The 24,179-nt window shown below is 45.5% G+C and carries 31 protein-coding genes; 8 read left to right on the top strand and 23 right to left on the bottom strand.

What is annotated here, in order from left to right; all coding sequences use genetic code 11:
• Positions 1–14 precede the first annotated feature (14 nt).
• From ACO1R6_RS13775 to ACO1R6_RS13680, 20 genes are all read right to left on the bottom strand, one after another.
• Positions 15–2,615: an Ig-like domain-containing protein gene (locus tag ACO1R6_RS13775; RefSeq protein WP_486265450.1), complete on the bottom strand. Its 2,601-nt coding sequence runs from the start codon at positions 2,613–2,615 to the stop codon at positions 15–17.
• Between the two features lie 4 nt (positions 2,616–2,619).
• Positions 2,620–3,384 (bottom strand): hypothetical protein, encoded by a 765-nt coding sequence (locus ACO1R6_RS13770; RefSeq protein WP_486265449.1) that lies wholly within the window; start codon positions 3,382–3,384, stop codon positions 2,620–2,622.
• Entirely contained in the window at positions 3,384–4,187 is an 804-nt protein-coding gene (locus tag ACO1R6_RS13765; RefSeq protein ID WP_486265448.1) for a hypothetical protein, read from the bottom strand. The genes ACO1R6_RS13770 and ACO1R6_RS13765 overlap by 1 nt, the downstream gene beginning before the upstream one ends.
• On the bottom strand, positions 4,184–4,648 hold the full coding sequence (locus ACO1R6_RS13760) for a hypothetical protein (protein WP_486265447.1): 465 nt from the start codon (positions 4,646–4,648) through the stop codon (positions 4,184–4,186). The genes ACO1R6_RS13765 and ACO1R6_RS13760 overlap by 4 nt, the downstream gene beginning before the upstream one ends.
• Positions 4,641–5,468: a hypothetical protein gene (locus ACO1R6_RS13755; RefSeq protein WP_486265446.1), complete on the bottom strand. Its 828-nt coding sequence runs from the start codon at positions 5,466–5,468 to the stop codon at positions 4,641–4,643. The genes ACO1R6_RS13760 and ACO1R6_RS13755 overlap by 8 nt, the downstream gene beginning before the upstream one ends.
• Position 5,469: 1 nt before the next feature.
• A complete protein-coding gene (locus tag ACO1R6_RS13750; RefSeq protein WP_486265444.1) occupies positions 5,470–5,973 on the bottom strand; it encodes a hypothetical protein in 504 nt (167 codons plus the stop codon).
• Positions 5,960–6,250 carry a hypothetical protein gene (locus ACO1R6_RS13745; RefSeq protein WP_486265443.1) on the bottom strand — a complete coding sequence of 97 codons (291 nt, stop codon included), beginning with the start codon at positions 6,248–6,250 and terminating at the stop codon, positions 5,960–5,962. The genes ACO1R6_RS13750 and ACO1R6_RS13745 overlap by 14 nt, the downstream gene beginning before the upstream one ends.
• Positions 6,247–6,465: a hypothetical protein gene (locus ACO1R6_RS13740; RefSeq protein WP_486265442.1), complete on the bottom strand. Its 219-nt coding sequence runs from the start codon at positions 6,463–6,465 to the stop codon at positions 6,247–6,249. Before ACO1R6_RS13740 ends, ACO1R6_RS13745 begins: the two co-directional genes overlap by 4 nt.
• The gene (locus ACO1R6_RS13735; protein ID WP_486265441.1) at positions 6,465–6,929 is read right to left on the bottom strand and encodes a hypothetical protein; all 465 of its coding nucleotides are present in this window, start codon (positions 6,927–6,929) and stop codon (positions 6,465–6,467) included. The genes ACO1R6_RS13740 and ACO1R6_RS13735 overlap by 1 nt, the downstream gene beginning before the upstream one ends.
• A complete protein-coding gene (locus ACO1R6_RS13730; RefSeq protein ID WP_486265440.1) occupies positions 6,922–7,905 on the bottom strand; it encodes a hypothetical protein in 984 nt (327 codons plus the stop codon). The genes ACO1R6_RS13735 and ACO1R6_RS13730 overlap by 8 nt, the downstream gene beginning before the upstream one ends.
• Positions 7,905–8,501 (bottom strand): DUF6046 domain-containing protein, encoded by a 597-nt coding sequence (locus ACO1R6_RS13725; RefSeq protein ID WP_486265439.1) that lies wholly within the window; start codon positions 8,499–8,501, stop codon positions 7,905–7,907. Before ACO1R6_RS13725 ends, ACO1R6_RS13730 begins: the two co-directional genes overlap by 1 nt.
• Before the next feature lie 4 nt (positions 8,502–8,505).
• Positions 8,506–10,236 (bottom strand): tape measure protein, encoded by a 1,731-nt coding sequence (locus ACO1R6_RS13720; RefSeq protein WP_486265437.1) that lies wholly within the window; start codon positions 10,234–10,236, stop codon positions 8,506–8,508.
• Between the two features lie 156 nt (positions 10,237–10,392).
• Positions 10,393–10,722, bottom strand: a complete 330-nt coding sequence (locus ACO1R6_RS13715; RefSeq protein ID WP_486265436.1) for a hypothetical protein — start codon at positions 10,720–10,722, stop codon at positions 10,393–10,395.
• 20 nt (positions 10,723–10,742) lie between these two features.
• Entirely contained in the window at positions 10,743–11,171 is a 429-nt protein-coding gene (locus ACO1R6_RS13710; RefSeq protein ID WP_486265435.1) for a hypothetical protein, read from the bottom strand.
• Positions 11,172–11,187: 16 nt separating this feature from the next.
• Positions 11,188–12,357 (bottom strand): DUF2586 family protein, encoded by a 1,170-nt coding sequence (locus ACO1R6_RS13705; protein ID WP_486265434.1) that lies wholly within the window; start codon positions 12,355–12,357, stop codon positions 11,188–11,190.
• A gap of 5 nt (positions 12,358–12,362) precedes the next feature.
• The gene (locus ACO1R6_RS13700) at positions 12,363–12,761 is read right to left on the bottom strand and encodes a hypothetical protein (protein ID WP_486265433.1); all 399 of its coding nucleotides are present in this window, start codon (positions 12,759–12,761) and stop codon (positions 12,363–12,365) included.
• Positions 12,762–13,691, bottom strand: coding sequence for an N-acetylmuramoyl-L-alanine amidase (locus ACO1R6_RS13695; protein ID WP_486265432.1), 930 nt, complete (start codon positions 13,689–13,691; stop codon positions 12,762–12,764).
• Positions 13,688–14,203, bottom strand: coding sequence for a phage holin family protein (locus ACO1R6_RS13690; RefSeq protein ID WP_486265431.1), 516 nt, complete (start codon positions 14,201–14,203; stop codon positions 13,688–13,690). Before ACO1R6_RS13690 ends, ACO1R6_RS13695 begins: the two co-directional genes overlap by 4 nt.
• 2 nt (positions 14,204–14,205) lie before the next feature.
• The gene (locus tag ACO1R6_RS13685) at positions 14,206–15,303 is read right to left on the bottom strand and encodes a major capsid protein (RefSeq protein ID WP_486265430.1); all 1,098 of its coding nucleotides are present in this window, start codon (positions 15,301–15,303) and stop codon (positions 14,206–14,208) included.
• A gap of 69 nt (positions 15,304–15,372) precedes the next feature.
• The gene (locus ACO1R6_RS13680; protein ID WP_486265428.1) at positions 15,373–16,404 is read right to left on the bottom strand and encodes a hypothetical protein; all 1,032 of its coding nucleotides are present in this window, start codon (positions 16,402–16,404) and stop codon (positions 15,373–15,375) included.
• Between the two features lie 175 nt (positions 16,405–16,579).
• On the opposite strand from ACO1R6_RS13680, the gene ACO1R6_RS13675 reads away from it, so the two are divergent.
• The 8 genes from ACO1R6_RS13675 (at position 16,580) to ACO1R6_RS13640 (ending at position 22,964) form a co-directional block, all read left to right on the top strand.
• Positions 16,580–17,032: a YfeC-like transcriptional regulator gene (locus tag ACO1R6_RS13675; protein WP_486265427.1), complete on the top strand. Its 453-nt coding sequence runs from the start codon at positions 16,580–16,582 to the stop codon at positions 17,030–17,032.
• Positions 17,029–18,528, top strand: a complete 1,500-nt coding sequence (locus ACO1R6_RS13670) for a hypothetical protein (RefSeq protein ID WP_486265426.1) — start codon at positions 17,029–17,031, stop codon at positions 18,526–18,528. The genes ACO1R6_RS13675 and ACO1R6_RS13670 overlap by 4 nt, the downstream gene beginning before the upstream one ends.
• A 2-nt stretch (positions 18,529–18,530) precedes the next feature.
• Positions 18,531–18,941 (top strand): phage protein Gp36 family protein, encoded by a 411-nt coding sequence (locus tag ACO1R6_RS13665; protein ID WP_486265425.1) that lies wholly within the window; start codon positions 18,531–18,533, stop codon positions 18,939–18,941.
• 6 nt (positions 18,942–18,947) lie between these two features.
• Positions 18,948–20,300, top strand: a complete 1,353-nt coding sequence (locus ACO1R6_RS13660; protein WP_486265423.1) for a phage portal protein family protein — start codon at positions 18,948–18,950, stop codon at positions 20,298–20,300.
• A gap of 11 nt (positions 20,301–20,311) precedes the next feature.
• Positions 20,312–21,562 carry a PBECR2 nuclease fold domain-containing protein gene (locus ACO1R6_RS13655; RefSeq protein ID WP_486265421.1) on the top strand — a complete coding sequence of 417 codons (1,251 nt, stop codon included), beginning with the start codon at positions 20,312–20,314 and terminating at the stop codon, positions 21,560–21,562.
• Between the two features lie 93 nt (positions 21,563–21,655).
• Positions 21,656–22,216 carry a phage virion morphogenesis family protein gene (locus tag ACO1R6_RS13650; protein WP_486265420.1) on the top strand — a complete coding sequence of 187 codons (561 nt, stop codon included), beginning with the start codon at positions 21,656–21,658 and terminating at the stop codon, positions 22,214–22,216.
• A gap of 5 nt (positions 22,217–22,221) precedes the next feature.
• Positions 22,222–22,446 (top strand): hypothetical protein, encoded by a 225-nt coding sequence (locus tag ACO1R6_RS13645; protein ID WP_486265419.1) that lies wholly within the window; start codon positions 22,222–22,224, stop codon positions 22,444–22,446.
• Entirely contained in the window at positions 22,446–22,964 is a 519-nt protein-coding gene (locus ACO1R6_RS13640; RefSeq protein ID WP_486265418.1) for a hypothetical protein, read from the top strand. The genes ACO1R6_RS13645 and ACO1R6_RS13640 overlap by 1 nt, the downstream gene beginning before the upstream one ends.
• Here the strand turns inward: ACO1R6_RS13640 and ACO1R6_RS13635 are convergent.
• The 3 genes from ACO1R6_RS13635 to ACO1R6_RS13625 form a co-directional block, all read right to left on the bottom strand.
• Positions 22,957–23,277: a hypothetical protein gene (locus tag ACO1R6_RS13635; protein ID WP_486265417.1), complete on the bottom strand. Its 321-nt coding sequence runs from the start codon at positions 23,275–23,277 to the stop codon at positions 22,957–22,959. The genes ACO1R6_RS13640 and ACO1R6_RS13635 overlap by 8 nt on opposite strands.
• Before the next feature lie 93 nt (positions 23,278–23,370).
• Entirely contained in the window at positions 23,371–23,739 is a 369-nt protein-coding gene (locus ACO1R6_RS13630) for a hypothetical protein (RefSeq protein ID WP_486265416.1), read from the bottom strand.
• Between the two features lie 31 nt (positions 23,740–23,770).
• Complete coding sequence (locus ACO1R6_RS13625; RefSeq protein WP_486265414.1) at positions 23,771–24,178, bottom strand: hypothetical protein; 408 nt, start codon at positions 24,176–24,178, stop codon at positions 23,771–23,773.
• Position 24,179 lies beyond the last annotated feature (1 nt).

The raw sequence follows: 24,179 nt of genomic DNA, 5'->3' as shown, positions 1-24,179 counted from the left end.
TAAATATAAAAAGCCTATACAAAATTAAAGCCCATTGGATTAACTAATTTGCCCGTTTCATCGCCCTTAATATCACAAAGTGCAAATAACTCTTCTCCTTCTTCTTGAATAAAATCAAAATTATCAAATATTCTTGTCCAAGTGTTAAGGTCATTGCTAACCTCTAAAGCGGGAACTCTATTATCTAAAACCAAACTATAGTAGTTATAATGAGTTTCGGTAACTGTTCCATAACCTTGGTTATCATACCAAATTAGAGTACCTACTCCATTTAAATAAAATCCAGCGCCAACAGCAGCGGTATAACCGGAATTTAAAGCAGAATTACTTAGCATTAATACAACCTCGCGGGAGGTGCCATTACAATAGATTCGGCCATTGCTGCCAGCTAGCTTTTTACTGGTTACTCCTTTCGCAACGTTAAAATTAGGGCCAGCGTTATTTTGAATTATCCAAGTGTTGGGCGGGTTTTGTTGAAGGTTCAGCGTTGTTGTAAAAATAAGGGGCGCGGTTTCACCACTGCCCGCTGGTGGCTCGGTTTGAACGGGTACATTGTACGCGGTTAATCCTTTTTGCTGAACAAATTGCATTACTGCAAAATCAGCCCCAACCATATCATAGATACCGTATTTTTCACCAGACAAAACAGGTCCAGTATGAATTAATGCCCAGTTAACCATGTCGGAAGATTCGCCAATTGTTGAAACACCGTTAGAATCTATCCAAGCACGATAATAATTCCCTAGAACCGCATTTTTCAAAACAGAAGCGTACGGTTCTACTGGTTGTACTTGTGTTAGTCGGCCGAAACCATCGATAAAAAAGCCAAATGGCCACAAGTTGCTACCCGGCAATTTTATTCCGTTTTGATAAGCATCTACTGTTTTAAAGCCAACGAACCCTGCATAGGTCGGTTTAGCGTAATGCTGTGCTAAACCGCCAGCGGCGCCAGCCACTAATTTAAATCCTAACATGGCGCCATTCCCATTTACATCATTCCGAATATCCGTACGCCAGAAATTATTTCGGTTTACCAAATCCCATTTGGGAAGCATGGGTACAATGGTCCAGGTTGGCATTAAGTTGCCTATCCAATTGTTAATTTGAAGATTTGCCAGGTTAGCAGCGGGCGTTCCGGAATAATCCTTAATCTTATTATTTAATATAGTTAAAATTATTGGGTAATCGGAAACAGGGAATGGATTGGAAAAACTAAGCGTGATTTCTTTACCACTTACCGTTACGCCTGTATATGTGTTAGCAGGATTTAAAACAATATCTGATGCTGATATTTGTGGTAAGCGCATAAATTTGTCAAAAGAAAGCACTATTTGATTCGCGCTACTATACTCATTTTCAGCACGGGTAAAAGCTGTTTGTAAAAGTGGAGCCGCTCCGTTTGTGTTGTATTGCAGAATACCAATATTAAGCATAGATGCTTGTTCATAATGCACCCCATCATAGAACGATGGATTGGCTACCTCTAACAATCCAATGTTTGTGTTTTCAGTAACTATTTCATGCTGCAATGCAAGAATAGGAGCGTATTGCACAGGCTGTTTAGCCATCAAATATCGTTCTGTGCCCTCTTGAATCATGCCATCAGCTTCGGCCATGCTAAATAATTGAAGAAGCTCTGCCTTATAGACATTTTGTGTTCCAGCGGCATGGTTGCCCTCGCCCAAATCACAAAAGGCTTTTTTGGTTATCACCTCTGAAAAGCCCATTGCTAAAATTTCAGCCTTCATATTATCCCAATCCTCTTTCAGTTTTGGGTAATAGATATTTATCCAATCCGTAGTTGTGGTTGAATTGGTGTTTGCTGTTTCACCTGGCGCTAACCCAATCCAGGGTTTCAAAATAAAAAGAGTTTTTCCGTTATTCGTGGGGTCTGCTAGGTAGCTTTCAGCATAGGAATAATCGCTGCCTATACTCGGGGCCGCTGGCCCAGGTACTATATAAGAACCATTCCACAAGCGGTCGTTTATGCTGTTCGCGGTTACCCCCTGTTCGTATATTTCTACTTTCCCGGTCAAGCGATTATAGGTCTTAACTTGTGGGTTAAGGGTATTATATGCAGATTGGAAATTGTTTAAAACTGTAGGAGAATTACGCGGACTTAATCCGGACCCATTGCTTTGGGGGAAAGCCCATAAAACAACCTCTGCAATACCCAAATCCGGCAAAGGTTGAGTAACTGTAACGGTTACAATATTGGAGGTTGTAACAGCATTGTTGTTATCGTAGGCTTTTGCGGTAAAAGAACGGTTGCCAGCTATTGGATTTGCAATGGAATGCGTCCAGGGTGCGCTATTTTTGGTAGACAACAAGGTTGGCCCTTCATAAATTTCTACCTTACTTATTGTTCCATCCGCATCGGCAGCAGTAGCAGTTAAAATTAAGGCTTCGTTTGTGTTAAGCAGGGAATCATTTGGGCTTAAACTTACAGTTGGGAATTGGTTAGCATTTCCCATCAGTTGAGCTAACGCATTAATAAAATCAGGTACGCCAACCATGAAGATTTTGCCATCTGGATAATTTTCATTTTGTCTACCAATGGTAATGTAGTCTGTAATTAACAGGTCGTTAACTAGCGGGGCATTAAAAAGTCTCATTTAATTATATGGTGAAAGTTTTTTCTAAAAGCCATTTTAAACCAGCTTCGGCATCGGTAAACTCCGGATTTCCAGCACCCATCCAATTAGCTGGTATAAAAATAGAGCCCCCTCCAGGAGCCTGAACATTCAGGTTGCGGTAGTAAACTATTTCGCCGGAATCTTCTAAATCCCAATCGGTAATATGGAAGGTTATTTTATTTGTCGGGTAAGGGCCTACGGTATAATCAATACCAGACCGGAGCGGTAACGTAAAATTTACCACCGGTATACTTACTGCTAGGTGCGGCAAAGTCAGTACTCCGGCTACAAGGTCTGCCGGTGTAAAACTTATTTTTTCTTCCTGGGTAGGCGTGGTGCCGGAGCTGCCACCATTGCCTGAGCCTCCCACCGGCTCGTAATAAACATGATCCGTATCGGTAGCCGGAGCCAAATAAGGGGCAATGCCAGGCAAGGGTACCGCCGTGCGCAAATACAATACATGGCTTTTTAATTGGGCATTGTATACTTTAATAAAAGCGGGTAAACCCGGCTGAAAGTTGGTTTCGGCATCCCAGTTGATGTATGGCTGACCTAAGGCAACAAAAAGCTGGTCTACATATTCTTTGCTAACTTTCTGGCTTAAAACAGTAGATAAATTTTTAATGGCCGCAATAGGCAGCTCATCATCTGTTTTATGCCAGAAGCTTTCAAAAAACTCGTAAAACTGTTGCTGGGTGGGCTTATCGCCGGTCTGAAACCATTGCCTAAGCTGACTGCGGGATGCCATTATTCGCCGATATACTCAATAAAAATTACCACCCGGTAAGGGTTTAAAACATCTAATGCCTGGCCACCGCCCGCATTCTTAATTTGTATGTTGGCATCGCCTTCAGAAGCATTACCACCACTGGCCATAAAGCCATTACCAGTTTCGTTGTACTGAGTAACTTTTACATTAAGCACAGTCGGTAAATTCGATTGGTTAATCACTTTTTCCTTAGCCCCACCATTATAACCCACTTCGTTAAATTTAAAATCTACAGGATCGTAACCCATCGGCAACCGGCCGCGCCAGTCTACTACCTCCTGCCAACCAGGCGGGATAAGGTTAGCCGGCTTTTTCCAGAGCACCATGCCGCCCCGGTGCTGGGTATTGGTTTGGGTGTCGGTAACGGGCATAAATGGCGCGGAAATCCGCTCCAGTCGCTCTAGTCGGGCCAGTACGCCCTCGGCGGTATTGCGCTTAAAAGCAGTCCAAAGCAAATCGGTTACCCCATCATCGCCAAAAGTGGCCACTTTGCTGCGGAGGCTCGGCAGGGTCTGCCCATCTTCGTAAGTAATGGCCTCGAAGGTTTCCAGTATTATTACTTTTTCTTGGAGGGCACCACCCACAAATGGCAATATTTCGCCGGCAATAACTACCAGGCCGTTGCCAATATTTTGGCCGGATTGCTCACAACCCCGCAAAATATAGTTAGTACCACCCAGCGCGGCGGTGCCGGCGCTTAGGAAAATAGCGTTTTGCATAAATGCTAAAATATCCTGGTCGAGCGGGAAGCCATTGGGCTGGGTAAAATCAATGCTATTCATATTCTATAAATTCGGTAACGCTTGCCAGCAAGCTTATAAAAATCAATTAAGGCCCGCATTTCGTAAGTTTCGGAAGGCGAGATAAAAACCCCAGTGGGCACCCATACTAGGAAATCCACGCCGGTATCGGCATAGTCGCTCCGGTTGCGTAAAAACAGTTTTAGGTATTTGGGTTTATCTTCCTGCCGGGTGTAGATGTACAACCGGTTATAAGAAAAGCCATCGGCTATATAAATGCGGCGCTCTACCTGGTCGAAGCGGTCGTTTAATACTTTTTGAAGGCTAAACACCTGCCCGCTGTGGTTTACCCGATATAAATTGGCTTTACGCTGCTTTAAAAAACATTCATGCAACCAGATAACCGGCTTACACAGCGCCAGCAGCCAGGCATAATGCCGGGGCTTGCGCCAAAAGTCGGGCAAAAGCCACAAGATTAATTTTTCAAAATCGATGTTATACATACTCCCGGTAAGTAATTTTTAAATTGGCATCGGTAACCTCCAGGTAGCCGGCATCCGGAATGTATTTTTCATCTATTTGCGAAAAAGGAAATAAACCGTATTTGGCTTGGGCGGTTTTAATATTCGGGTAAACCACACCGTCTACAGCCTGGATAGCATCTACTAACCGGGTATTGGCGTACTCGCCGTTAAAAGGCAAGCTTTTTAAATAGTTTTTAATAGCCGTTTTAACCGGGCTTAAATCGGCCCCATCTATGCGGGCACCGTCTGCCGAAAGCACCAGCGGGTTATACCAAACATCAATTACCAGGTACAAAGAATCGGGCGGCAAACTATCGGTAACAACCCGCACCCCGGCATCTTTTAGTTGGGCAATATAATCCCGAAAGGCTGCTACCTGCGTGGGCTCCAGCGGGGCCGGCTCCCCATCTGCTTCGGTAGCCACTTTAATTCTTACTTTGCCCTCTATCTCGGTTACCGCCGAATACTTTACAATTTTGCGGGCTTCTATTTGTTCTTCGGTTAGGCCAGTATTATCGTAGCGGTCAGTTTCGGGTACCAGGTTCTGGCCAAACTGAAACGCTAAAGCTTTTTGGCGGTACCAGCGCGGACTATGGGGTTTTAGCAAAGCCAGCGCATCATCAATTTCTTTTTTGTGCAAATCAAACAGGTTTTCCAGGGTCCAGATTACCACGGCGGTAATGTAGGCCCACGTATTATAAATAGCCACCTTACTGGTACTGCTTAAGCTATCCAGTTCCGGCTTGCTGTTTTTAGCGGTAATAATCTGCTGATATATTTCGTCTATTGTTCTTGCCATTTTATTGCACTACAAAATCTTCTTCCAAAATCCAGTAATCGATACCCTCCAACTTTGGCGGCGGGAATTTTGGCCCTGGCTTGGTTTTGGCGCTGGCCGGTTTCCAGCCGTTGTCCTGGTAAGCTTTCCGGATAATCCTATCGGTTGCCAGGCTGGGGTATTTCAGTTGGTTGCCTTCGGTCAGGTCGTAGGTAACCGGCAAATTATTTAACAGGGCTAAGTCAAATAGGCCCATTAAGCTGCCGGTTTCCTGAATAGCCAAATCTAAAAGCGTTTGGCCGTTCATTACCGTTACTTGGCGGCTCACCCGCACCGGAATTACCACGGCGCTGCTTTCTTTGTAATTGGTCTGGCCGGTAATTAAAATTATTTCGCCGGGGTTTAGCTCAGCGGTAATAACCAGGTTATTTAGGTTAGCCAGGTTAAATAAATCTTCCAGGCTGCCGGCACTGGCCAGGGCCACATCTAATAAGTTTTGCCCCCGTTGTATTTTAATTTCCGGCATAAGCAGCATCAACTTTTAACTTTCCATTTACAAAGCCCAACTGGTTAACCTGCATACCATCGCGGCTAAACTGAAGCCGGATTTCCCGGAGTAAGTCGCCGGTATTTTCATCTTTTAAATAAGTAGCTATGCCCACGCCTACTAAGGGGTATTGTTTAAAACTGCCCTTTTCGGCTAGTAATAAACTTTGCTGGTGCTGGCCGGTGCTTTCATCCACTACAAAATCACCATCCTTAATCTCCAGGTCTAAATCGGCGGTTAGTTTTATATCTCTCATTGGATAGTATGCGTTAGGGTACCCGTCACTGGCACATTACCCGCCACCAAACCGGTAGTGTAAGCAACTTTGGCCGTTTTAATATATTTCTCCAGCGCCGTGGCCATTTTATCGCAGAATCTTTCCAGCGCTTCTTCTTCGGTATCATCCGGGTTACGAGCAGCTTTAAAAGCTTCTTTTAAATCGTTTTTAAAGGCGGTGGTAGCTAAGGCCATTATTTAAAAAGGGTTTCCAGTCTGTTTTTTATGGCCACAAAGCCGGGCGCATTCATGGGCGCGTAAATCTTTAAAATTTCGTCAATCAGGGTGCTTAAAATGCCTTTTAGGCTCTCGTTACCCTTGCTAATGTTTATGCCGGCTGTATCTGCCTCAATGGTAGTTTGGCCGGTGGTAATTTTATAATTCTCTATTTCGTCGCAGGCCAGCACCAGGTAATCATCATCATCAAGCCGGGCTAAAACAACTTTGCTGCCTACTTTGGGTAATAAATCGATGCTTTGGTTACCACTAACCACGGCCCGCAACCGGCATTCAAAAAGAATTACCTCAGGCTCCAGCTCCACATCGGCCAGGTAATCGGCGGCGTTTACTTCTACTACTGTTCCTTCCAGCAAAGATGCCGGCCCCACTTTAGCGGCCAGTGCCAGGAGAGCCGCCCGCGCTTTGCTTAATTTATCCATCTAAACGCCGGGTTAATTCTACCAAGCGCCGGGCACCCCGTACGCCAAATTTCACTTCGGTACTAGCCACAAAATAAGAGCCGCTCCGCTCTGGGTACCGGGTATCTTCTATCATGGCTTTATAGCTGGGTTCGCAGTACGGTTCCAGAAAAGCGGTTATCTTACCTTCAAAGCCCGTAAACTTTTTTTCTTGCAATACCTTATCGGCTATTTTTTTCAGCTTATCGGTTTCTTGCCAGTTTGGCACTTCGCGTTTAATTACTTCGCCGTTTTTATCGCCACTTTCAAATAAAATTTGCTCGCCTTTTTTAAGCTTTTTCACAATCCGGACCCGCACCAGGTTATCATCGGCGAGCCGGTATCTTAAATTATCATCTTTAATTACATTCCAGCCTAAGCGGTACTTAACCGATGGTTTGGGTAAGCCTTCTTCTAAGCCAGCGTATAATTCCGGACCGTTGAAATAAACCGTTAAAAGCAGCTTTTCCTTTAACCACTCCAGCACTTGCAAACCATTCTGGTTATTAATGGTTAGGTTGGTTAAGTTCACATCTGGTATAAAGTTGCTAAGCTTTATATCGGTGCCGTTGGTAACTTTTTCGAGCACCTGGCGCAGCTTTACTTTTTTCCAGCTAGCCACTACATTTTTTTTCCGGAGCAGCCAGGCGTAGCCCTCCAAGTCGATGGTTACGGGCGTACCAAAATTTACCCGCCGTACAAAACCGACAAATTCGGTATTCAGATTTTTGTTATAGCCTAATATTACCGTTACCGGGTCGCCTTCCCGAAACAACATACCCGTTTCCACACTGCTTTGCGGCACGGTACTATCATCGTTTAATATCCGGCTCAGCGAAGGCATTTTAAGGGTAGCGGTATCCATTATGGTTTGCACATTTTTGCGGATTACTACCTCATTTAGCCCACCCCGAAAAGAATATTTACCAATGGTCGTATAGCTCCGGAGCCGAAACATTAATCTACTGTAAGGGTTAAAATGCTATCCGATACCAGGGACATGGTAAAATCGCGCACGCCAATTACTTTGCCCTGCTCCGGAATATTTAAATCTTTAATTACTACAAAGTCATTATCTTCCAGGAATAAATCAGTCAGGGCGCACTTTAGCCGCACCGGTTCATTGTGTAAAAACAATTGCTTTAGCCGGAATAGCTGCACATCTGGGAATTGGTTAAACTCATCTATCAAAAAACCTTTAATGGTAATTTGCCAGTCATCTACGCTAATAAGCTCTTTAACTGAGCCCCGGCGCTCAACCATAGGGGTTTCTACTAAGGTCTTTTTACCCCGGATACCAATTACACTAAACGGAAAATCATAATCTACTCCGGCTGCTTGGATGGTAACCGGCAGAAAAACTTCCCGGCCAATTAAATCGGCCATGCCGTAAATAGCCGTGCCGTTGAAAGTGGATCGTTTCTGGGTATTAGCTTGTATCTGGTGGGGATTTTCCGGGGCGCTATCACTCGGAAAGCCCGGCACTTCCATGGGTTTGTAACCATAGACCTGCTGAAAAATATCCTTTAAATCGTAGATAACTGCCTCTTTCATTTAATTAGTTGGATGCCATGGATTGCCCGGAATTGGTAATTCTTAAAAACATTTCCGTGATTTTTTCTTCTATTTCATCAACGCCAGCCTCCAGGTTAGTGGTTTGGATAGTAATATTATCCAGGAACTTGCCCAGGTTAATGGTTAGGTTGCGTACACCGCCCCCAGTAATACCTTTGTTCGTATCTTCCATCGAGGCCGGTACACCACCCAGGCCATTGGCCCCAGCTCCAGCGCTTGCACCAGCAATTTTATCCGCTGACTTGCCCGTTTTTTTATTCCACATTACCCGGTCCCAGGCGTAACTAGAATTTTGGGAAGCTTCGGCCATTTCGGCCATATTTTGTTTGCGTTGTTTTTCGCGGTTTATTTCTAGGGCAGTAATTTGTACCGTTGCCGTTTTAGAACCGCCAGCAAGAAACTGCTTAAACTGCTTAACCCGCAGAATGCCCATTTCTACCCAGTAACTTATTTCCTGGAAGGCATCTAAAAAGGCGGTTTTAATGTTTACTGCAAATGATTTTACCGTTTGCCAGGAGGCATCTAAAACCACCAGCCAGCCGCCATATTTTTGTACGACGTGGTGCAACCAGGTAGCCAACAAAACCAAGCCGGCAATTAAGAGCCCCCAGGGGTTGGCAGCGGCAGCAATGTTAAAGAGCCATTGCGTTATCGTTAGGCCAGATGTAGCAAAAGCCGCCAGTTTAACACTCAGGGCATAAGCTCCCCAGGCGGCAGCCATACCGTAAACCCAGTGGGTATTATCAACCAGGAATTGGCCCCAACCTACCAGCTCCGAAATAACCGGCAGCAGTTTGGTACCTAAAGAGGCGGCTAAACCTTCTACCGAACCTTTAAGCGCCTGCCATTGGCCAAACGCCGTTTTATTTAATTTTTCGGTCATTTGGTAAAAGCGGCCACCCGCACCGGTAGCGCGGGCAAAAGCGCCGGCTACTGCTTGGAAAGAAATTTTACCGTCCGAAACTTCATCCTTTAATGTGGCTAATGATTTACCGGTTTTGGCGGCTATTTCCTGGAGCGGATTAAAACCGGCATTTACAAACTGGAGTAAATCTTGCCCGGTCAGTTTTCCGCCTGCTCTTACCTGGCTAAAAGCCAGCGTAAGCATTTTCAGCCGGTTTACATCGCCCATGGCCACATCGCCCAGCATTTTAAGGTTGGGCATTACATCCTTAGCGCCAATGCCAAAAGCCATCATGGTTTGGGCATCCTGGAAAACTTCGTTCCCATATATGCTTTTCTCGGCAAAGTTTATCAGGTTTTTGGAGAGGGCACCGCCCTGCTCTTTACCTGCCATTACCTCGAAGCGCATGTTGGTAGCTTCGCGCTGCATGCCAGCTCCCGCTATCCCTCCGGCAATTCCTAAGCCTCCGGCAATACCTGCCATGGCCAGGCTGGTACCAATTAACCGGCCAAAACCGCCACCGCTGCCGTTGCCTTCGAGCCGCGCTTTGCGGCGCTCCAGTTCGGAAATTTCCTGGTTAGCCCGGCGTACCTGGCGGCTATCCACGCTTATTTCGCGGGTGCGGCGTAGTTGGTCCAGCTTTTTATCTATGTCCTGAATAGACATACCCAGCCGGTTAAATTTGGCCGAAAAGCTGTTTACATTGCGTTCTAGTGAGCTAAAGGAATTTTTACCAGCCGCAGCAATTTTGCCGAACGGGCCGGAAGCCATATCCTTTATTTTTACCAAAAACTCTACTATACTAGCCACTCTTAGATTCTTTTTTTCTTATATCCAGTAATTGTTTATACATTTCTGCCCAGCGCTCATCGCTCAAAGACGAAGGATCAACGCCGGGCAGATAATAGGCAAACATGGTATCGATGTAGCCTATCCAGTTGTCATTTTCGTTTCCCGATGCTTCGTCTATAACTTTTTTAATTGGCCGTCTTTAACATTTAGCAAGTCCTTTACTTGCATGGTAGCCGCTAAGAAATAATCATCATCGTTTAAAATTTCTTCGTCGCCACCCAGCCAGATTTCTTCCAGAACCGCTTCTACCATGGCCAGTTCGCCCCCCGCACCCATGGCGGTTAAGGCGTATTTCATATCGTTGCGGTTGGGTTTGCGCAGATAGCCTTTTTTATCTTCTATCACCAATTCAAAAACCACTCCTTTGGGCTGCGCTGCTTTCCAGGCGGCAATCATTTCGGGCGTTATTTCTGCCGCTGTTTTGGGTTTCGTGTTTTCTGCCACTTAATTTTTAGCTTTAGATTTTAGGATTGAGACAAGCCCAAAAACAGGATAGGTAAATCTATTTCCATGAATTTGGCGTTTTGGTCCATACCTTTTTCAAAGGCACCAAAACTTACCCCTTTTAAAATGTCGGTTTGGGAAGGCCGGCCTACAGCGGGTTTGTAGTGCACGGTAATGATAACCAGTTGGGCGGGCACTTCGGTAATATCTTCGAAGCCGGCTTTTCTGGCGGCGGCATTCATTAAATCAAGCTGGTTTTTAAGCAGCTTCATCGAACCGTCGTATTTTTTATTGCCGTGCTGAATGCTAATAGGCTCGCTACCGGCTGCGTATACCGCTTCTTTTTCTACTTCTTTTTTATAGCGGATACCCCGGATGCCTCTGACAACACTATCAAAAACTTTTACCGACATATCGGCCCAGGCGCATTCTTGTGAGTTAAACTGCATTATTTAGCTCTCCTTATTAGTTTGCCGGATTGGAAAATCCTAGTTCTACATTTATTTCGCGCAAATAGCCTTTTGGTACCAGGCGTAATTGCACCTGGAGTTTACTACCGGCTGCTAAATTTTGCGCCGGGTTAATGTAAACTTTCGGTTCTCCGCTTATGCTGTCGCTCATGGCCAGCATCAGATTATTGATAACCACCGCTTCCAGGTGCTTAATATTCACCTCGGCAATGGCTCCTTTTTCGTCCAGGTCTACATCATCTTTCAACTCTTCGAGGTAGGTATGGTAGGCTATAACCGCAGCTTTATCAATAACCCGGCAATTCACCAAAAAGCGGTAATCATCGGCCATGGTCGTGGCCATCGGATCATCACTGATAAAGTAGCCGGCTTTTTGCGGGTAAGTAACAAAGGTTAAGAACCGGTTAGCGATTAGCGATACAATACCCGCATAATCATCTATTTTCTTATTGCCGATGTACATGGTGGTAACCGGTAAGGCACCATCTTTTACCCGGCCAATGTTGCGGTGTACCGGCGTAGAAGATACTTTACCCAGCACCAGGCCCACCGATGGGGAGCCATCGGGCAAGGTACCACCCACCACAAGGGCGGCGGCGTTGTTACTTTGGGCACCCGGATTGTACAAAGTGCTGTTGGCTACATCATGTACCCGCGCCCCGATTAAAACCCGGAAAGGCTTAAAACCATTAAAGTATTCTTGTACCAGCGTTTTGGCGTTAACCAAAGCAGCTATGGCATCACTATCAATAAATTGTGGTGTGGCTGGCACGTATTCTTCGTCCGGTTCCCGTACCACGCCTAATACTTTTATTTCGCCGGCTGCAAAATTGAGCAGCTTAACGGCGGCACCGTTTACATTGGTTTTATCCAGGATAGCAGCCAGGCTGGTAGCATTGCTCACCGCCATCACGTAAATCTTACTGCCTATAGGGGCTATGTCGTAAAATTCTTTCAAGTGCCGGTACAAATAGGGTTCCGCGGCTTCGGTAAAGCCTTGGGCCATGGCATCGACCAGCGATACAATCCGGAAAGGCATTAATAAATCGACCGCATCCGCTAAGCCGGAGCCGGTACCGATTAAACCTACTACCCGGTCGGTGGTAGTAGGAGCGCCGCCAATCTGGCCGTTGGCCAGGGTAATAGTTACACCAGGTATATTCACTTTAATTATTGTTGCGTTTCGGGATTATTTTCGGGTTCCTGGGTTAGAGCTGGCGCTTCGGCCGCTGGTACCACCGGCGCTACAGGCTTAGGAGCGGGTGCAGGTGCCGGAGCAGCTTTAGCTTTTTTAACCTTTTCTTTTTTTACCGCAGCTTTAGGCGCGGGTGGGGTTACAGTAGTTTGGTTCTCGCCGGTACCAGCATTAGTTGCTAGTTTTTCCCGCATGGCTTCTACTTGCTCAAAAACTGCCCGACTGGCGGGTGTTACTGTCTTTTCTTCCAGCGTTGGTGCGTGGGCATCGGCATGATGCTTTTCTATAAACGCCTGGCCATCGCTGGTAAAATAGAATTTATCTACTTTGGGGTGCGTGGCAAAAAGGTCTTTTAGGGTATCAGAATATTTCATTTAAAATATAATTTTAGCTTTTCTCTTTAACCACCAGATAAGCACCGCCAAAAGCAGGAGTAGCAATAGGGCCAGGCCGGCACCCAATAGAAGCCAGGTTTTCTTCGAGCCCTTGGTTTCTTTTTTTTTCTCGGTCAACGTGGCCTCTGTTTGGGTGCTTTTCTGGGTATTGGTATCGGTTGTGGTATTAAATTTTTCTGTGGTTTTAGCCGTGGGTTTGGCCAGGGCCTGGGTTTGCACCTGGTAACCCAGTAGCAAACTTCGATCGTCGAAAATGGGCCGGAAGTACATTCGAACTTTTAAGCCGCCACTTTCCATAATTACCGGCTCCGGATGGGTGCCGGCAGCGGGTATAAAACTTTGGCTTTTTAAAGTATCGCCGTAAGTAACCGTTTCGGTTTGGCGGTTTTCCTTCGTTTTAACTTTAACCGTTGCCTTTTCTTTTACTTCTACTTCGGTTTCGGTTTTAGTAGTGCTTTTGCTGGCGGCGCAACTGGTAATTAAAAAAAGCAACATTAAGCCTACCAGCGCCCACCATTTACGGGCATCAAAACTAGGGCAATCTTTATTCACCTTCGGGAAATCGCGGTGCCCCAGTACAAGGGCCTCGGGGTATTTTTCTTTCCAGTTTTTTACTACCTGGCGTAAAGCTTTATGCTGCAAAGGAGTGCGGGTATCCAGGGCCTTTTTTTGCTTATCTACCCCGCCAATGTAAGAAACATGCAAAGCCTCAGAATTATAGCCGGCCACGCCGTTGCACACTTTTTCGTCGGGTGCTAACTGAATTATTTCGCCGCTGGGCTTAATAATTTTGTGGTAGCCAGGATTTTTCCAGCCTAGTTCGTTGCGCCAGTAATTTTGGATACTTTCGACGGTAGTACTGGCCGGTGTAGCCGTGCAATGCACTACAATGTATTTGATGTTTCTCACGGAAAGAGGCTGTTAAGCTTGGTTTGTATTTTGCTAATCCAGTGGGTTTTATCTTTGCCGGAAATCACGGCCATATTTTCCAGGATAGAAGTAAGGTTTTCTACCAGAATGTGAATCGTAAAAAAGATGTGGAGCCATTCGCAAACTGCCCCGGCTATATTGCTGTCGTGGGCTTTAAAACTTTGCGAAAACACGTAAGGCACCGAAATAAGTACCAGGTAACAAGTACATTTAAATGAAAAGCGGGAAATACGGCGGCTGGTAAAATTTTCCTTTTTAACCAGTACACTGGCCGCAATACCGCTAAACAATTCAAAGAACATAATAACCAGGAAGCCCAAGAAAGCCGCGCCGCTTAGGCCGAATACCTTGTCCACAATGGTGGCGGCTATGCTGAGCCCCGCACCTACAACCGTTAAGTTGTATTTTGCACTGGGGGCGAGGCTACAAAGCCAGTCGGTGGTACTGTGGTATTCGAAGCTCTTTAGGAGCCTCAGGAAATTATCTTTCATTACTAGGAAGCAGTGTCCTGGACAATGGCTACCACGCCCGCGTTATCTTCGCGGCGGCGGCGACCACCAGCACGGAGTAAGCTAGAATAAACATCGCCGTAGAATTGCGGGTCGTTAATTTTTTCAAAGAACTTCACTTCGCCCAGGGCACGGGCTACCGCATTTTTCTGCCAGCACATAGATACGGCATGGTCAGTAGTGGCATTAGCCGAACCCAAAGCCTTAATAGCTAAAGCGCTGGAAGCTGCCGCCACATTGGTACGGTCCATAATGTTAAAGCCGTACAGCTTGCCAATTACACCGGTAGTAGCATCGGCATACTGCGAGAAGTCGCGATACTGGGTATTACTTAAGCTTTGGAAAAGCTGGTCGGCCATGTTAGAATCTAACAAAGCGTAACGGTCCGTTTTAGGGGCTTTTTGCAAATCCATGGCCAATTTGGCCTTGCGCAAATCATCGTGGGTAAATACTTTCCGGTTACCGGTAGCACCTACCAAGGTAGCGGCAGCGCCGGCACCTGTGGTGCGCAAAATATTACCGGCCGGAATGTTATTTAACCATTTCAGGATCATATCATCGCCGGCAGTTTCGGTAATTACGCCCAGGTGGTCACCCAGCACGCTATCAATTTTGTCGTAGCTTAATTCTACTTTTTCGGCATCCTGAATGTGGGTCGGGTCGGTAGAATATTCATCTAAAACGTAAACCACATCGGTATCTGACCGGCGAACGGTAGCAGCCGGAAAAGAAGTACGGTTTTTAACCACGGTAGGCAAAGCACCAGGCTGCGGGATATGCACAATTTTACCGCCGATTACTTTATCATCATCCGAAAAGGCATGTTTGATAAATAAATTATCTTTCCAGAACCGTTCCATTATGTAGCTAACCCATATTTCAGGGGTAACATCGGCCCGGAAAACATTGGGCAATACGGCCATCCGGAAAACCGGCGAAGCCAATACTACCAGGCTACCTACCGCTAGGCCAGTGGCGCTACCCGCCGAAATATTTAAGGTTTGGGCTAACACGGTACTTACCGGGCCTATGGCTAAAAACAAACCGACAACGGCGGCAAAGAATTTTAAAAGTGTTTTCATTAAATGGTTGTTAAATTTTAAAGAGGCTTTTTCAGGGTTTTTAAAAGATGTTTAAAAGGAAATTAAAAATTAGTTTTTGGGTTCGCGGCCGAATTTCTCTTTGTACTTCAGCTTAAACATTTCAGGGTTATCGGCTTTTAGTTTCTCCAGCTTACCTCCCTGGTGCAATTCATCCCAGGTTTTATCGGCCAGGTCTTCGCCGGATTTGCCGGTATTGGCGGCCAGGGTAGCGGTTACGGTTGGTGTAGCCGGCATAGCATCAATTAAATTTTTAACGTGCTCAAAATTTACCAGCGCCAAAGCGGTATAATGCGGAATTTGCCCTTTGGTAATCTTGCGGGCCGTTTCTGCCTGGCTTAGATATATTTCAATATCCTTTGTTTTAGCCGCCGTTTCCAGGTCAGTTACCTTAGTTGTCAACTCACCATTAAGGGTGGTCAGGTTTTGTTTTTCGGTGACTAAATCACCATTAAGCTTAACCAGGTTATCAATAGCGGTTAAAAACTCAACATCGGTGGCATTCTCTGTCAGGCTCAGTTTAGCAGCTAAAGCCGGTGCGCTTAATTGAATTTGTTTCATTTTAGAATTTAAATTTATTTCAGGGAGTAGGTTGTTAAGGCTGGAGTTATCCGAAAGCTTGATTAAGTTATTATCCTGGTCGTAAAGGGCCACCGCCAAGGCACCCGGATTACCCGGTATATCGGTTATGCTGGCTTCTTTCATTTTCCATTTAGTAACCGTGGCGCGAGTTTGACCAGGTACCAGGTATTTTTCTTCTTCGCTAAAAGCCAGCGGTACCGCGCCAGAACTGCAAGTGCGTAGGGTGCCGTTTTCTACCTTATGGTAGATGCTCATGGCAAAGGCATCATTATCATCAAAAAAAGGCACACCGCTAATTTCGTCGCCTTCTATTTTCAGATCATCCCAATAACCCAGCGGTAATACTTCATCCTTGGTACCTTTCCAAGCCCGCATGTGCATCCAGAGCATAACCGGGTTATTCTTAAAGTCCGCCAAGTCCGCCCCCTCAGTAAGGAGGCGGAAGCCGTAGCAGTTTAGTTGGCTGGTAGAAAGGATAAAGCGTTTAGAGCTCTTGGGCATCTGGTTTTTGTAACTTTTTCTGGTTGTAACGGTACAAACATAACCCACCCAAACGGCCCCGGAAAACGCACTTTTTTTTACCTAACTCCTTTTGTATGTTATAATAACAGTAACTGCTAGGTTGTAAAATGTGCCTGAAACCTCTATATATTAAAGGTGCATTTTTGCCTTAGTTATGGCAGAAAATCTTACAATTCAGCAAAAAAAGGAGCTAGCCAAGCTGCTTTTTACCAAAGAAAATATTACCACCCAAAAGGAGTTGGCTAGCCGCGTAGGCGTGTCAGAAAAAACCATTGGTAAGTGGATTAAAGAAGAAGACTGGGAAAAACTCAAAACTTCCTTAATCCTAACCAAAGGCGAAGAACTGGGCCGGCTCTACGACCAACTGGCCGAATTAAACGCCGCTATTACGAATAAGCCCAAAGGCCAGCGCTACGCCGATTCAAAAGAAGCCGATACCCTAGTTAAGCTTACCGCTGCTATTCGTACGCTCGAAACGGATACTAATGTGGCCGGTGTAATCCAGGTTGGTAAAGGCTTTATTTCCTGGTTGCGCGCGCTCGACCTGCCCAAAGCGCAGGAAATTACCAAGTTGCTAGACGGTTATATTAAAACTTTGCTTAAGTGAAAGTAGCAGACCGGAAAGCGCTAGGCGAATGGGAAGAATTTGCCGAAGCCATAAAAAAAGCTACCATCGTAGATTTTACAGAAAATGCCGTAGCCAAAGAAAAACGTATTAAGCGCCTGGAAGCCCACCCCGAAGAATGGTTTGTTTACTACTTTCCGAATTACGCTTACGCCGAGCCGGCCGATTTTCATAAGAAAGCTACCAAACGGGTTTTGAATAACCCGGAGTGGTACGAAGTACGGGCCTGGAGCCGGGAGCTAGCCAAAAGTACCCGCACCATGCTGGAAGTGCTGTACCTGGGCTTAACCGGTAAAAAGCGCTACGTGCTTATGATAAGCAATAGCTGGGAAAATGCCGCCCGGTTATTGGCTCCCTATAAAATTGTACTGGAAAATAACCAGCGTATTATAAACGATTACGGCACCCAGGAAAAATACGGCGATTGGGCCGATGGGGAGTTTACCACCCGCCAGGGCTTTGCTTTCCGGGCGATTGGTTACGGCACCAGCCCCAGGGGTACCCGCAAAGAAGAAGTGCGGCCCGATGTGGTTTTGGTAGATGATTTTGATACCGATGAAGATTGCCGCAACCCCGATACGGTAGATAAAAAATGGAAGTGGCTCGAAAGCGCTGCCTTTGGTACCCGCTCTATTTCGCAGCCTTTGCTGGTTATCTTTTGCGGTAACATCATTGCCGAATATTGCTGCATTACCAAAGCCATTGAAATGGCCGATCATAATGATGTGGTAAATATTCGGGATAAAAATGGTAAGTCTTCCTGGCCTACTAAAAACTCAGAAGCCGATATAGACCGGGTTTTAAGCGTTATCAGCTACGCCACCCAGCAAGGCGAATATTTTAACAACCCAATTACCCAAGGCAAGGTTTTTCCGGCACTGCATTACAAAAAAATGCAGCCAATTAAAGATTATAAGTTTCTGGTGGCTTACTGCGACCCCAGCTATAAAGCCGGTAAAAAGAACGACTTTAAAGCCATTCCACTCATAGGCAAATATAAAGATGAATACCACGCCTTACAGGTGCGTTGCGCCCAAACCACTACCGCTAACATGCTGGATTGGTTTTATGAGCTAAGTAAGTTTGTTGATAACCGGGTACCACTTTACTGCTACATAGAGTGGCCCAGTATTGATGATATGTTTAAGCTGGAGCTGCAAGCCGCCAACAAACGGCACGGTGTAACGCTCCCTTTAAAAGCCGATGAACGGGTAAAGCCCGAAAAGTTTCACCGCATCGAAAGTTCACTGGAGCCACTGAACCGCCTCGAAAAATTATGGTTTAACGAAGCCCTGAAAGACAGCGCCCACATGAAAGCTATGGAAGCCCAGTTTAAAGCTTTATCGCCCACCAGTCGCGCCCATGATGATGGACCCGATGCCGTGGAAGGTGCCGTTTTCGTCATTAACAGCAAAATCGTAAACCACGCCGCTAACCTGCTATTGGGCAAACGGCGGCCTCATTCCAAAAGATTTTAATTATGTTTTTAACCCCCGAGGAACTTAATACCCACATTTACGGCGCTATTATGGATGCCATTAGCGAAAACGATGATACCGTAGTGGAAGCCGCCATAAATGCCGCCATTGCCGAAGCCAAAAGCTACCTGACCAGGTACGATTACGAGGTGCTATTTGCGAAAGAGGAAACCGACCGGGATGCCATTTTGCTAATGTACATTAAAGATATGGCGGTTTGGCACTTCATTGTTTTAGCCAACCCCAACATAGATTACGAATCCCGCAAGGACCGGTACCAGGCCGCTATTGCCTGGTTAAATAAAATCCAGATGGGTAAAGCAGTACCCCGCGAGTGGCCACTTTTAGCCCCCGAAGAAAAAAGAAGTTATTTCCAGTACGGCAGCAATCCCCGCCGCCAAAGCCATTATTAATATTTTATGAAAAAGCATAAAGCCACCCCCAAACCGGCTAATCAAAACAATACGGCACCCACCGTAATGGTGCAAAACATTGTCGTGCGGCCCACTAACCGCAAAACCCAGGATATTGGCAGCTGGCGGCGGGCCATGCAAGCCGCCGAAGCCACTGTGCCGCGCTTCGTGGAGTTGTACGACTTATATACAGATTTAATGCTGGATGGGCATTTGCAATCAGTAGTGGCCAAACGGATAATGGCAGTTACAAATGCTGAATGGCAGTTCGTAAATAAAGATGGTGAAATTATTGATTCGGTAAACGATTTAATAGATACTCCTGAATTTGAAGAAACAGTAACTGAAATATTAAATTCTAAAATATGGGGTTACTCAATTCTGGAGTTTACCAGCTTTACTCCTGATGGGTTTAATTGCCATTTAATACCCCGCAAACACTACCGGCCACACTTAGGCATAGTGGCTTTTGAACAAACCGGCGACAATGGTATTAACATTCGGGAAGGTCTTTATTTGAGCACCATAATGGAGGTAGGAAAACCAAAAGATTTAGGTTTATTGCTTTCGGCTGCACAATATGTTATTTACAAGCGGGGCGGCTTTGGCGACTGGTCCCAGTTTGCCGAAATATTCGGGATGCCCTTTAGGAAAGGCAAATACGATGGATTTGACGAAAGCCAGCGCGTTAAGTTGGAAGAAGCCCTGGAAAATATGGGTAGCGCCGGTTACGTAGTTATCCCGCAGGGGGCCGATATTGAATTTCTGGAAAATAAAAATAACGCTGACGGCCGGGTATATAATTTCCTGATTGATGCCTGCAACAAAGAATTAAGTAAGCTTATTTTGGGCCAGACCGAAACCACCGAGAGCAGCAAAAGCTCCGGCTACGCCCAGAGCCAGACCCACGCCGAAACCGAAGCTGATATTCAGAAATCCGACCGCAAATTTGTGCGCCGTATTCTAAATAAATACTGGCTGAAAAAACTTGAAGCCAACGGTGTTAAAACCCAGGGAGGAAAATTTAAGATTAAAGGCGAAGGCGAAGAAAAAGTACCTAAGGAAAACCGGTTGAAAATGCACGTTTCTTTAGTTAGAGATTTAAACCTCCCTTATGATGATAACTTCTTTTATAAGGAATACGACATGCCCAAACCGGCCGATTACGATAAGCAAAAAGCCGAAAAGCAAAAAGCCGCCGAACTGGCCGCCCAACAACCGGCACCGCCAGTGCCCAACAATAAAGCGCCTAAAAAAGCAAAGCCCGCTAACCTAAGTGCAGATGGCGAAGAAATAGCAAGTAAAATAGAAGAAGCATCAGCCAGCTTTATTAAGCGTATTACGGGTTTTTTCGGGTAGCCCCACTTAATGTGGGGCTAACGGAACAAGTTGAAAACCTGTATCACGCCTGTGGCTGTGCCGACCTGGTAACCCTGGCTGATAATACCGACCCGGAAGCCGAAAGCGTAATAACCCAAATGCTGGAGGCCATTTACAAGGGTGCTTTAGTGGCCGGCCAGATTGATGCTGGTTATTATAACTACGTGGCTAAAAAGTTAAGCCAAAGCGTAGCCGAAGGTTTAAACGGTACCACCTTTGGCGCCGACGACTACCGCAATACTTTAAAAGCTTACCTCGACCAGAATATTTATGCTTTCTCCGGAGCAAAATCTTTAGCCGCGCTCCAGGAATACCGCGCCCTGCTGACCGACGAAAAAAATGAGTTACGCAGCTTCGAGCAATTTAAAAAAGCCGTAGCCGAAAAGCACGAAATTAAAAGCATACCACACCTGGAGGCAGAGCAAAAGAACGCGGTAGCTAATGCCCAAATGGCGGAGAAATGGGAAAGCCTTAAAAACTTTGGCACTTTAGAAATAAGAACAGCCGGCGACCATCGCGTAAGGCCGGAACATGCCGCTTTAGATGGGTTAATCATTAAAAAAGGCGATACTATATTATCTACCCTGTGGCCTCCCTTCGATTTTGGTTGTCGTTGCAACGTGGTACCAGGTGCCAGCACCGATGCACCAACCGAGCAAGCGCAACTACTGGCCAAAGTAAAAGCAGCCAATATAAAGCCTTACTTTAAAAATAATGCCGGCCTTGATAAAGTAGTTTTCGCCGATGGGCACCCATATTTTAAGGCAGTGCCCAAGGAGCTGGATGCTGTTAAAAACTATAATCTCAAATCGGTGGCCACCATTTACGACATGGAAGATTTACCCGTTTACACCCCGCTACCCGACAAAGAAGCGGCTTATACCTGGTGGCGAAACATAGCCGGCGAAAACCGGGCGGCTTTTAACCTGAAAAGTGTAGATGGTATAGAAATTAACTTTTCTAATCAGTTCCGGAACCATGTTCTGGAAGAAAACCAGGATAAGCGGCACCGCTTTTTACCGCAGTTAATGGAAGTGGTTAAAAATCCGGATGAGGTTTGGGCAAATCGGGAAAGAGGCAAACTACAAACTACTTACATTAAATATTACCAGAATTACCCGATTATTTTAGGAGTAGAAGAAACAAGAGCCGTAACGCTTTACGAAGTACAAAAGGGTGGTAAGCTTAATGAAAAAGCTTTAAATAATATGCGGCGGGGTATCCTGAAGTACAAAAAATAAACCGTTGTAGCGGTGCCAGGTAGGATGATTAGGCCCCCCAGCGCTCAACGGTTTATTACTTATTATGTTCCTTACAAATTTACTTCAAATAAATTGAATAGTCAAGATTTTATACGGCTCAGCCAAAAGCAGGTTAGCCAAATAAACAACTACATTACCAACCAGGCCCCGGTAATGGTAACCGCCAAAGTGTACCGGTTTATAGATGGGAATTTCCGGGCACAGGGTTGGCAAGGTGCTAGCTTTGTGGCCTGGAAAAAGAATAACCGTAATGGTACCATTTTAATAAAAACCGGGGCTTTGCGCCGGAGCATGAACCACGCCAACGCTGGGCCCGGAGCGGTTAAGTTTTATAGCAACTTAAAATATGCTGGCATCCATAACCGGGGTGGTACCATTACCGGCAACGCACAGGTAAAAGCCCACGAGCGCCGCCGCTTTATACGCGACGAAGTATCGGCACCCGGAGCCCGCAAAGAAAAATGGGTTAAAACCCAAACCGGCATAAGCAAAGTAAGAGCCCACACCCGCAGCTTAAATATAACCATGCCGCAGCGGCAGTTTGCCCCTTATGAGGGCTCCGAAAGCCCGGTTATGAATAACGCCATCACCCGCGAACTAGAACGCGACATTTTAAAAATCTTAAACACTTAAAGCTAATGTCTTCAATAACAGATGTGTGCAAACACCGCTTTGTAATGTATAAATCTGAAAGTTATACCGAAGAAGCTACCTACCATGGTATCAAAGCCGTGATTGTTAATTATTTTTACTGCGAGTATTGCTTAGAAATGCGCGAAAAAGAGAAAAGCCAAACTTTTAGCTACCGCGAACGCGAAAATTTACCAAGCTGGGCAAAAACCATTACTAATGTCCGTCACTAATGAATAGCATTTTAGCCAACATTTTCTTAATTGTACAGGAGCGCATCCACGCCAAGGTACCCGAAATTAGATGGATTGATCAGGATTGGGGCCAATTGGAATTTTACCAGGGAAAGCCGCCCGTATCATTCCCGTGCGTGCTCTTAGATTTTGTCGATGCTGATTACAGCGATACCGGCGAAAATATCCAACTATGTGAGTTTATACTGGAAGTGCGGTTAGCCGTAACGGCTTATACCCAGGCTTCGCATGTGCTTTCGCAGCACCATAAAGAATTGGCTTTGGAGTTTTATAACCTGGAGCACCGCATTAACAATGCTTTACACGGCTGGTGCGATTCGCAGTACTTTACGCCCCTGAGCCGGAAAAAAGCGGTAACCGAACGCCGGGAAGATACCCTCCGGGTAAGGCCCTTGCGGTATGCTGCCGGCTTCACCGATTTTACCGCCGTAGCTGTGTCGGTAAGCAACGTTGCCCGCCCGGAGCTGGAATTGAAATTAACGGATGTGCCTAATTAGATTGCCAGGAAAATTGCGGAAAGGCTTTTTTAAGGGTAGTGGTATCTGTTTTTTTAGCTACCAGTTCTTTTAATAAGGGTTGGCGGTCGTTAAGGCGTTGTACAATAACCAAAGAAGTAATAAAAAATTCTTCTTCCAAACTGGCCAGGCAATCATCGTAACGCCGCCGCAATATTTGAGCGTGAAAATAATACCTATAAGCCAAAGCATCATCGCGCCGCGAAAGGTGTACATTTCTTTGACCTTTACGGGTAGATTCTATTTTTACAGACTGTGGTAATAAATTGGTGTAAAGTGTTTGCAGGCCGCGCATATAGGATTAATAGCAACCAAATATACATTAAAGGTTCCAAATATTACAAAAAAATTATACAATAAAAAAGCCCCGTTGTTAGCGGGGCTTTTTTTATGAATATAACAAGTTACTTAATGTTCGGTGTGCGGCTTCGGCTTCTTCTTTTTTATAGTATGTAAGCTTAATCATTTGCCCGCCTACGTGTATTCCAACCCGGTGTTTATTTATTACCCTGGCAGTATCAGAGGTTATACTAATAGAAGTAATTTTAGAGGGTGCCACACTAAAAATGGCGGCTTTCGAATCGCCCCAATCAAATTCGTTGTCTTTAATTATTAACCTTTTATTGGTTAATACCATAGAATCTATGGAAGAAGCACCCCAGGCCATTTCTTGAATTTCTTCACCTGGTAAAAGCAATGCCTCAAAAGCTTTATGCGCTTTGGCCTCAGTTGTTTTTAATGAATCAAATAGTCCCATCTTTATCTTTAGTTTTTGTTTTAAATATAAATTAAATACCCTTTAAAAAATCATTACTTACTTTTTTAATTACCGTAACCAGGCCCTGCAATTCGGTATCCGTAAATTCGGCAAATGGCTTTTTAAACTTGGTGCGCGTAAGGCAAAAATTGTTTAAATGCGCCATATCTACATTACCATCTTTTACCCAGTGCATTTCGCGGCATTTGCTGTAGATTAACCGAATCATGTTGCCCCGTTTGGTTTGGGTGGGCTCCTGGCCGGCTTGCTTTTGTAACCAGGTAATTAACTTAAAAGCTTCGGGCTGGTACAATTCGCTAATGTGCTCGGTGCGGCCCTCAGAATAAACTTTGGCTACGTCCTGGCGGGTTTCTTTTAAACCGGCTTTGTGCAGCAAGGTGCTTACCAGGCCAACTTGCTTAGAAGAAATGTATTTCATT

The sequence above is a fragment of the Adhaeribacter sp. genome, from assembly GCF_057359045.1.
Note: the sequence above shows the minus strand (reverse complement) of the source record. Positions and strands in the feature narration are given on the sequence as shown.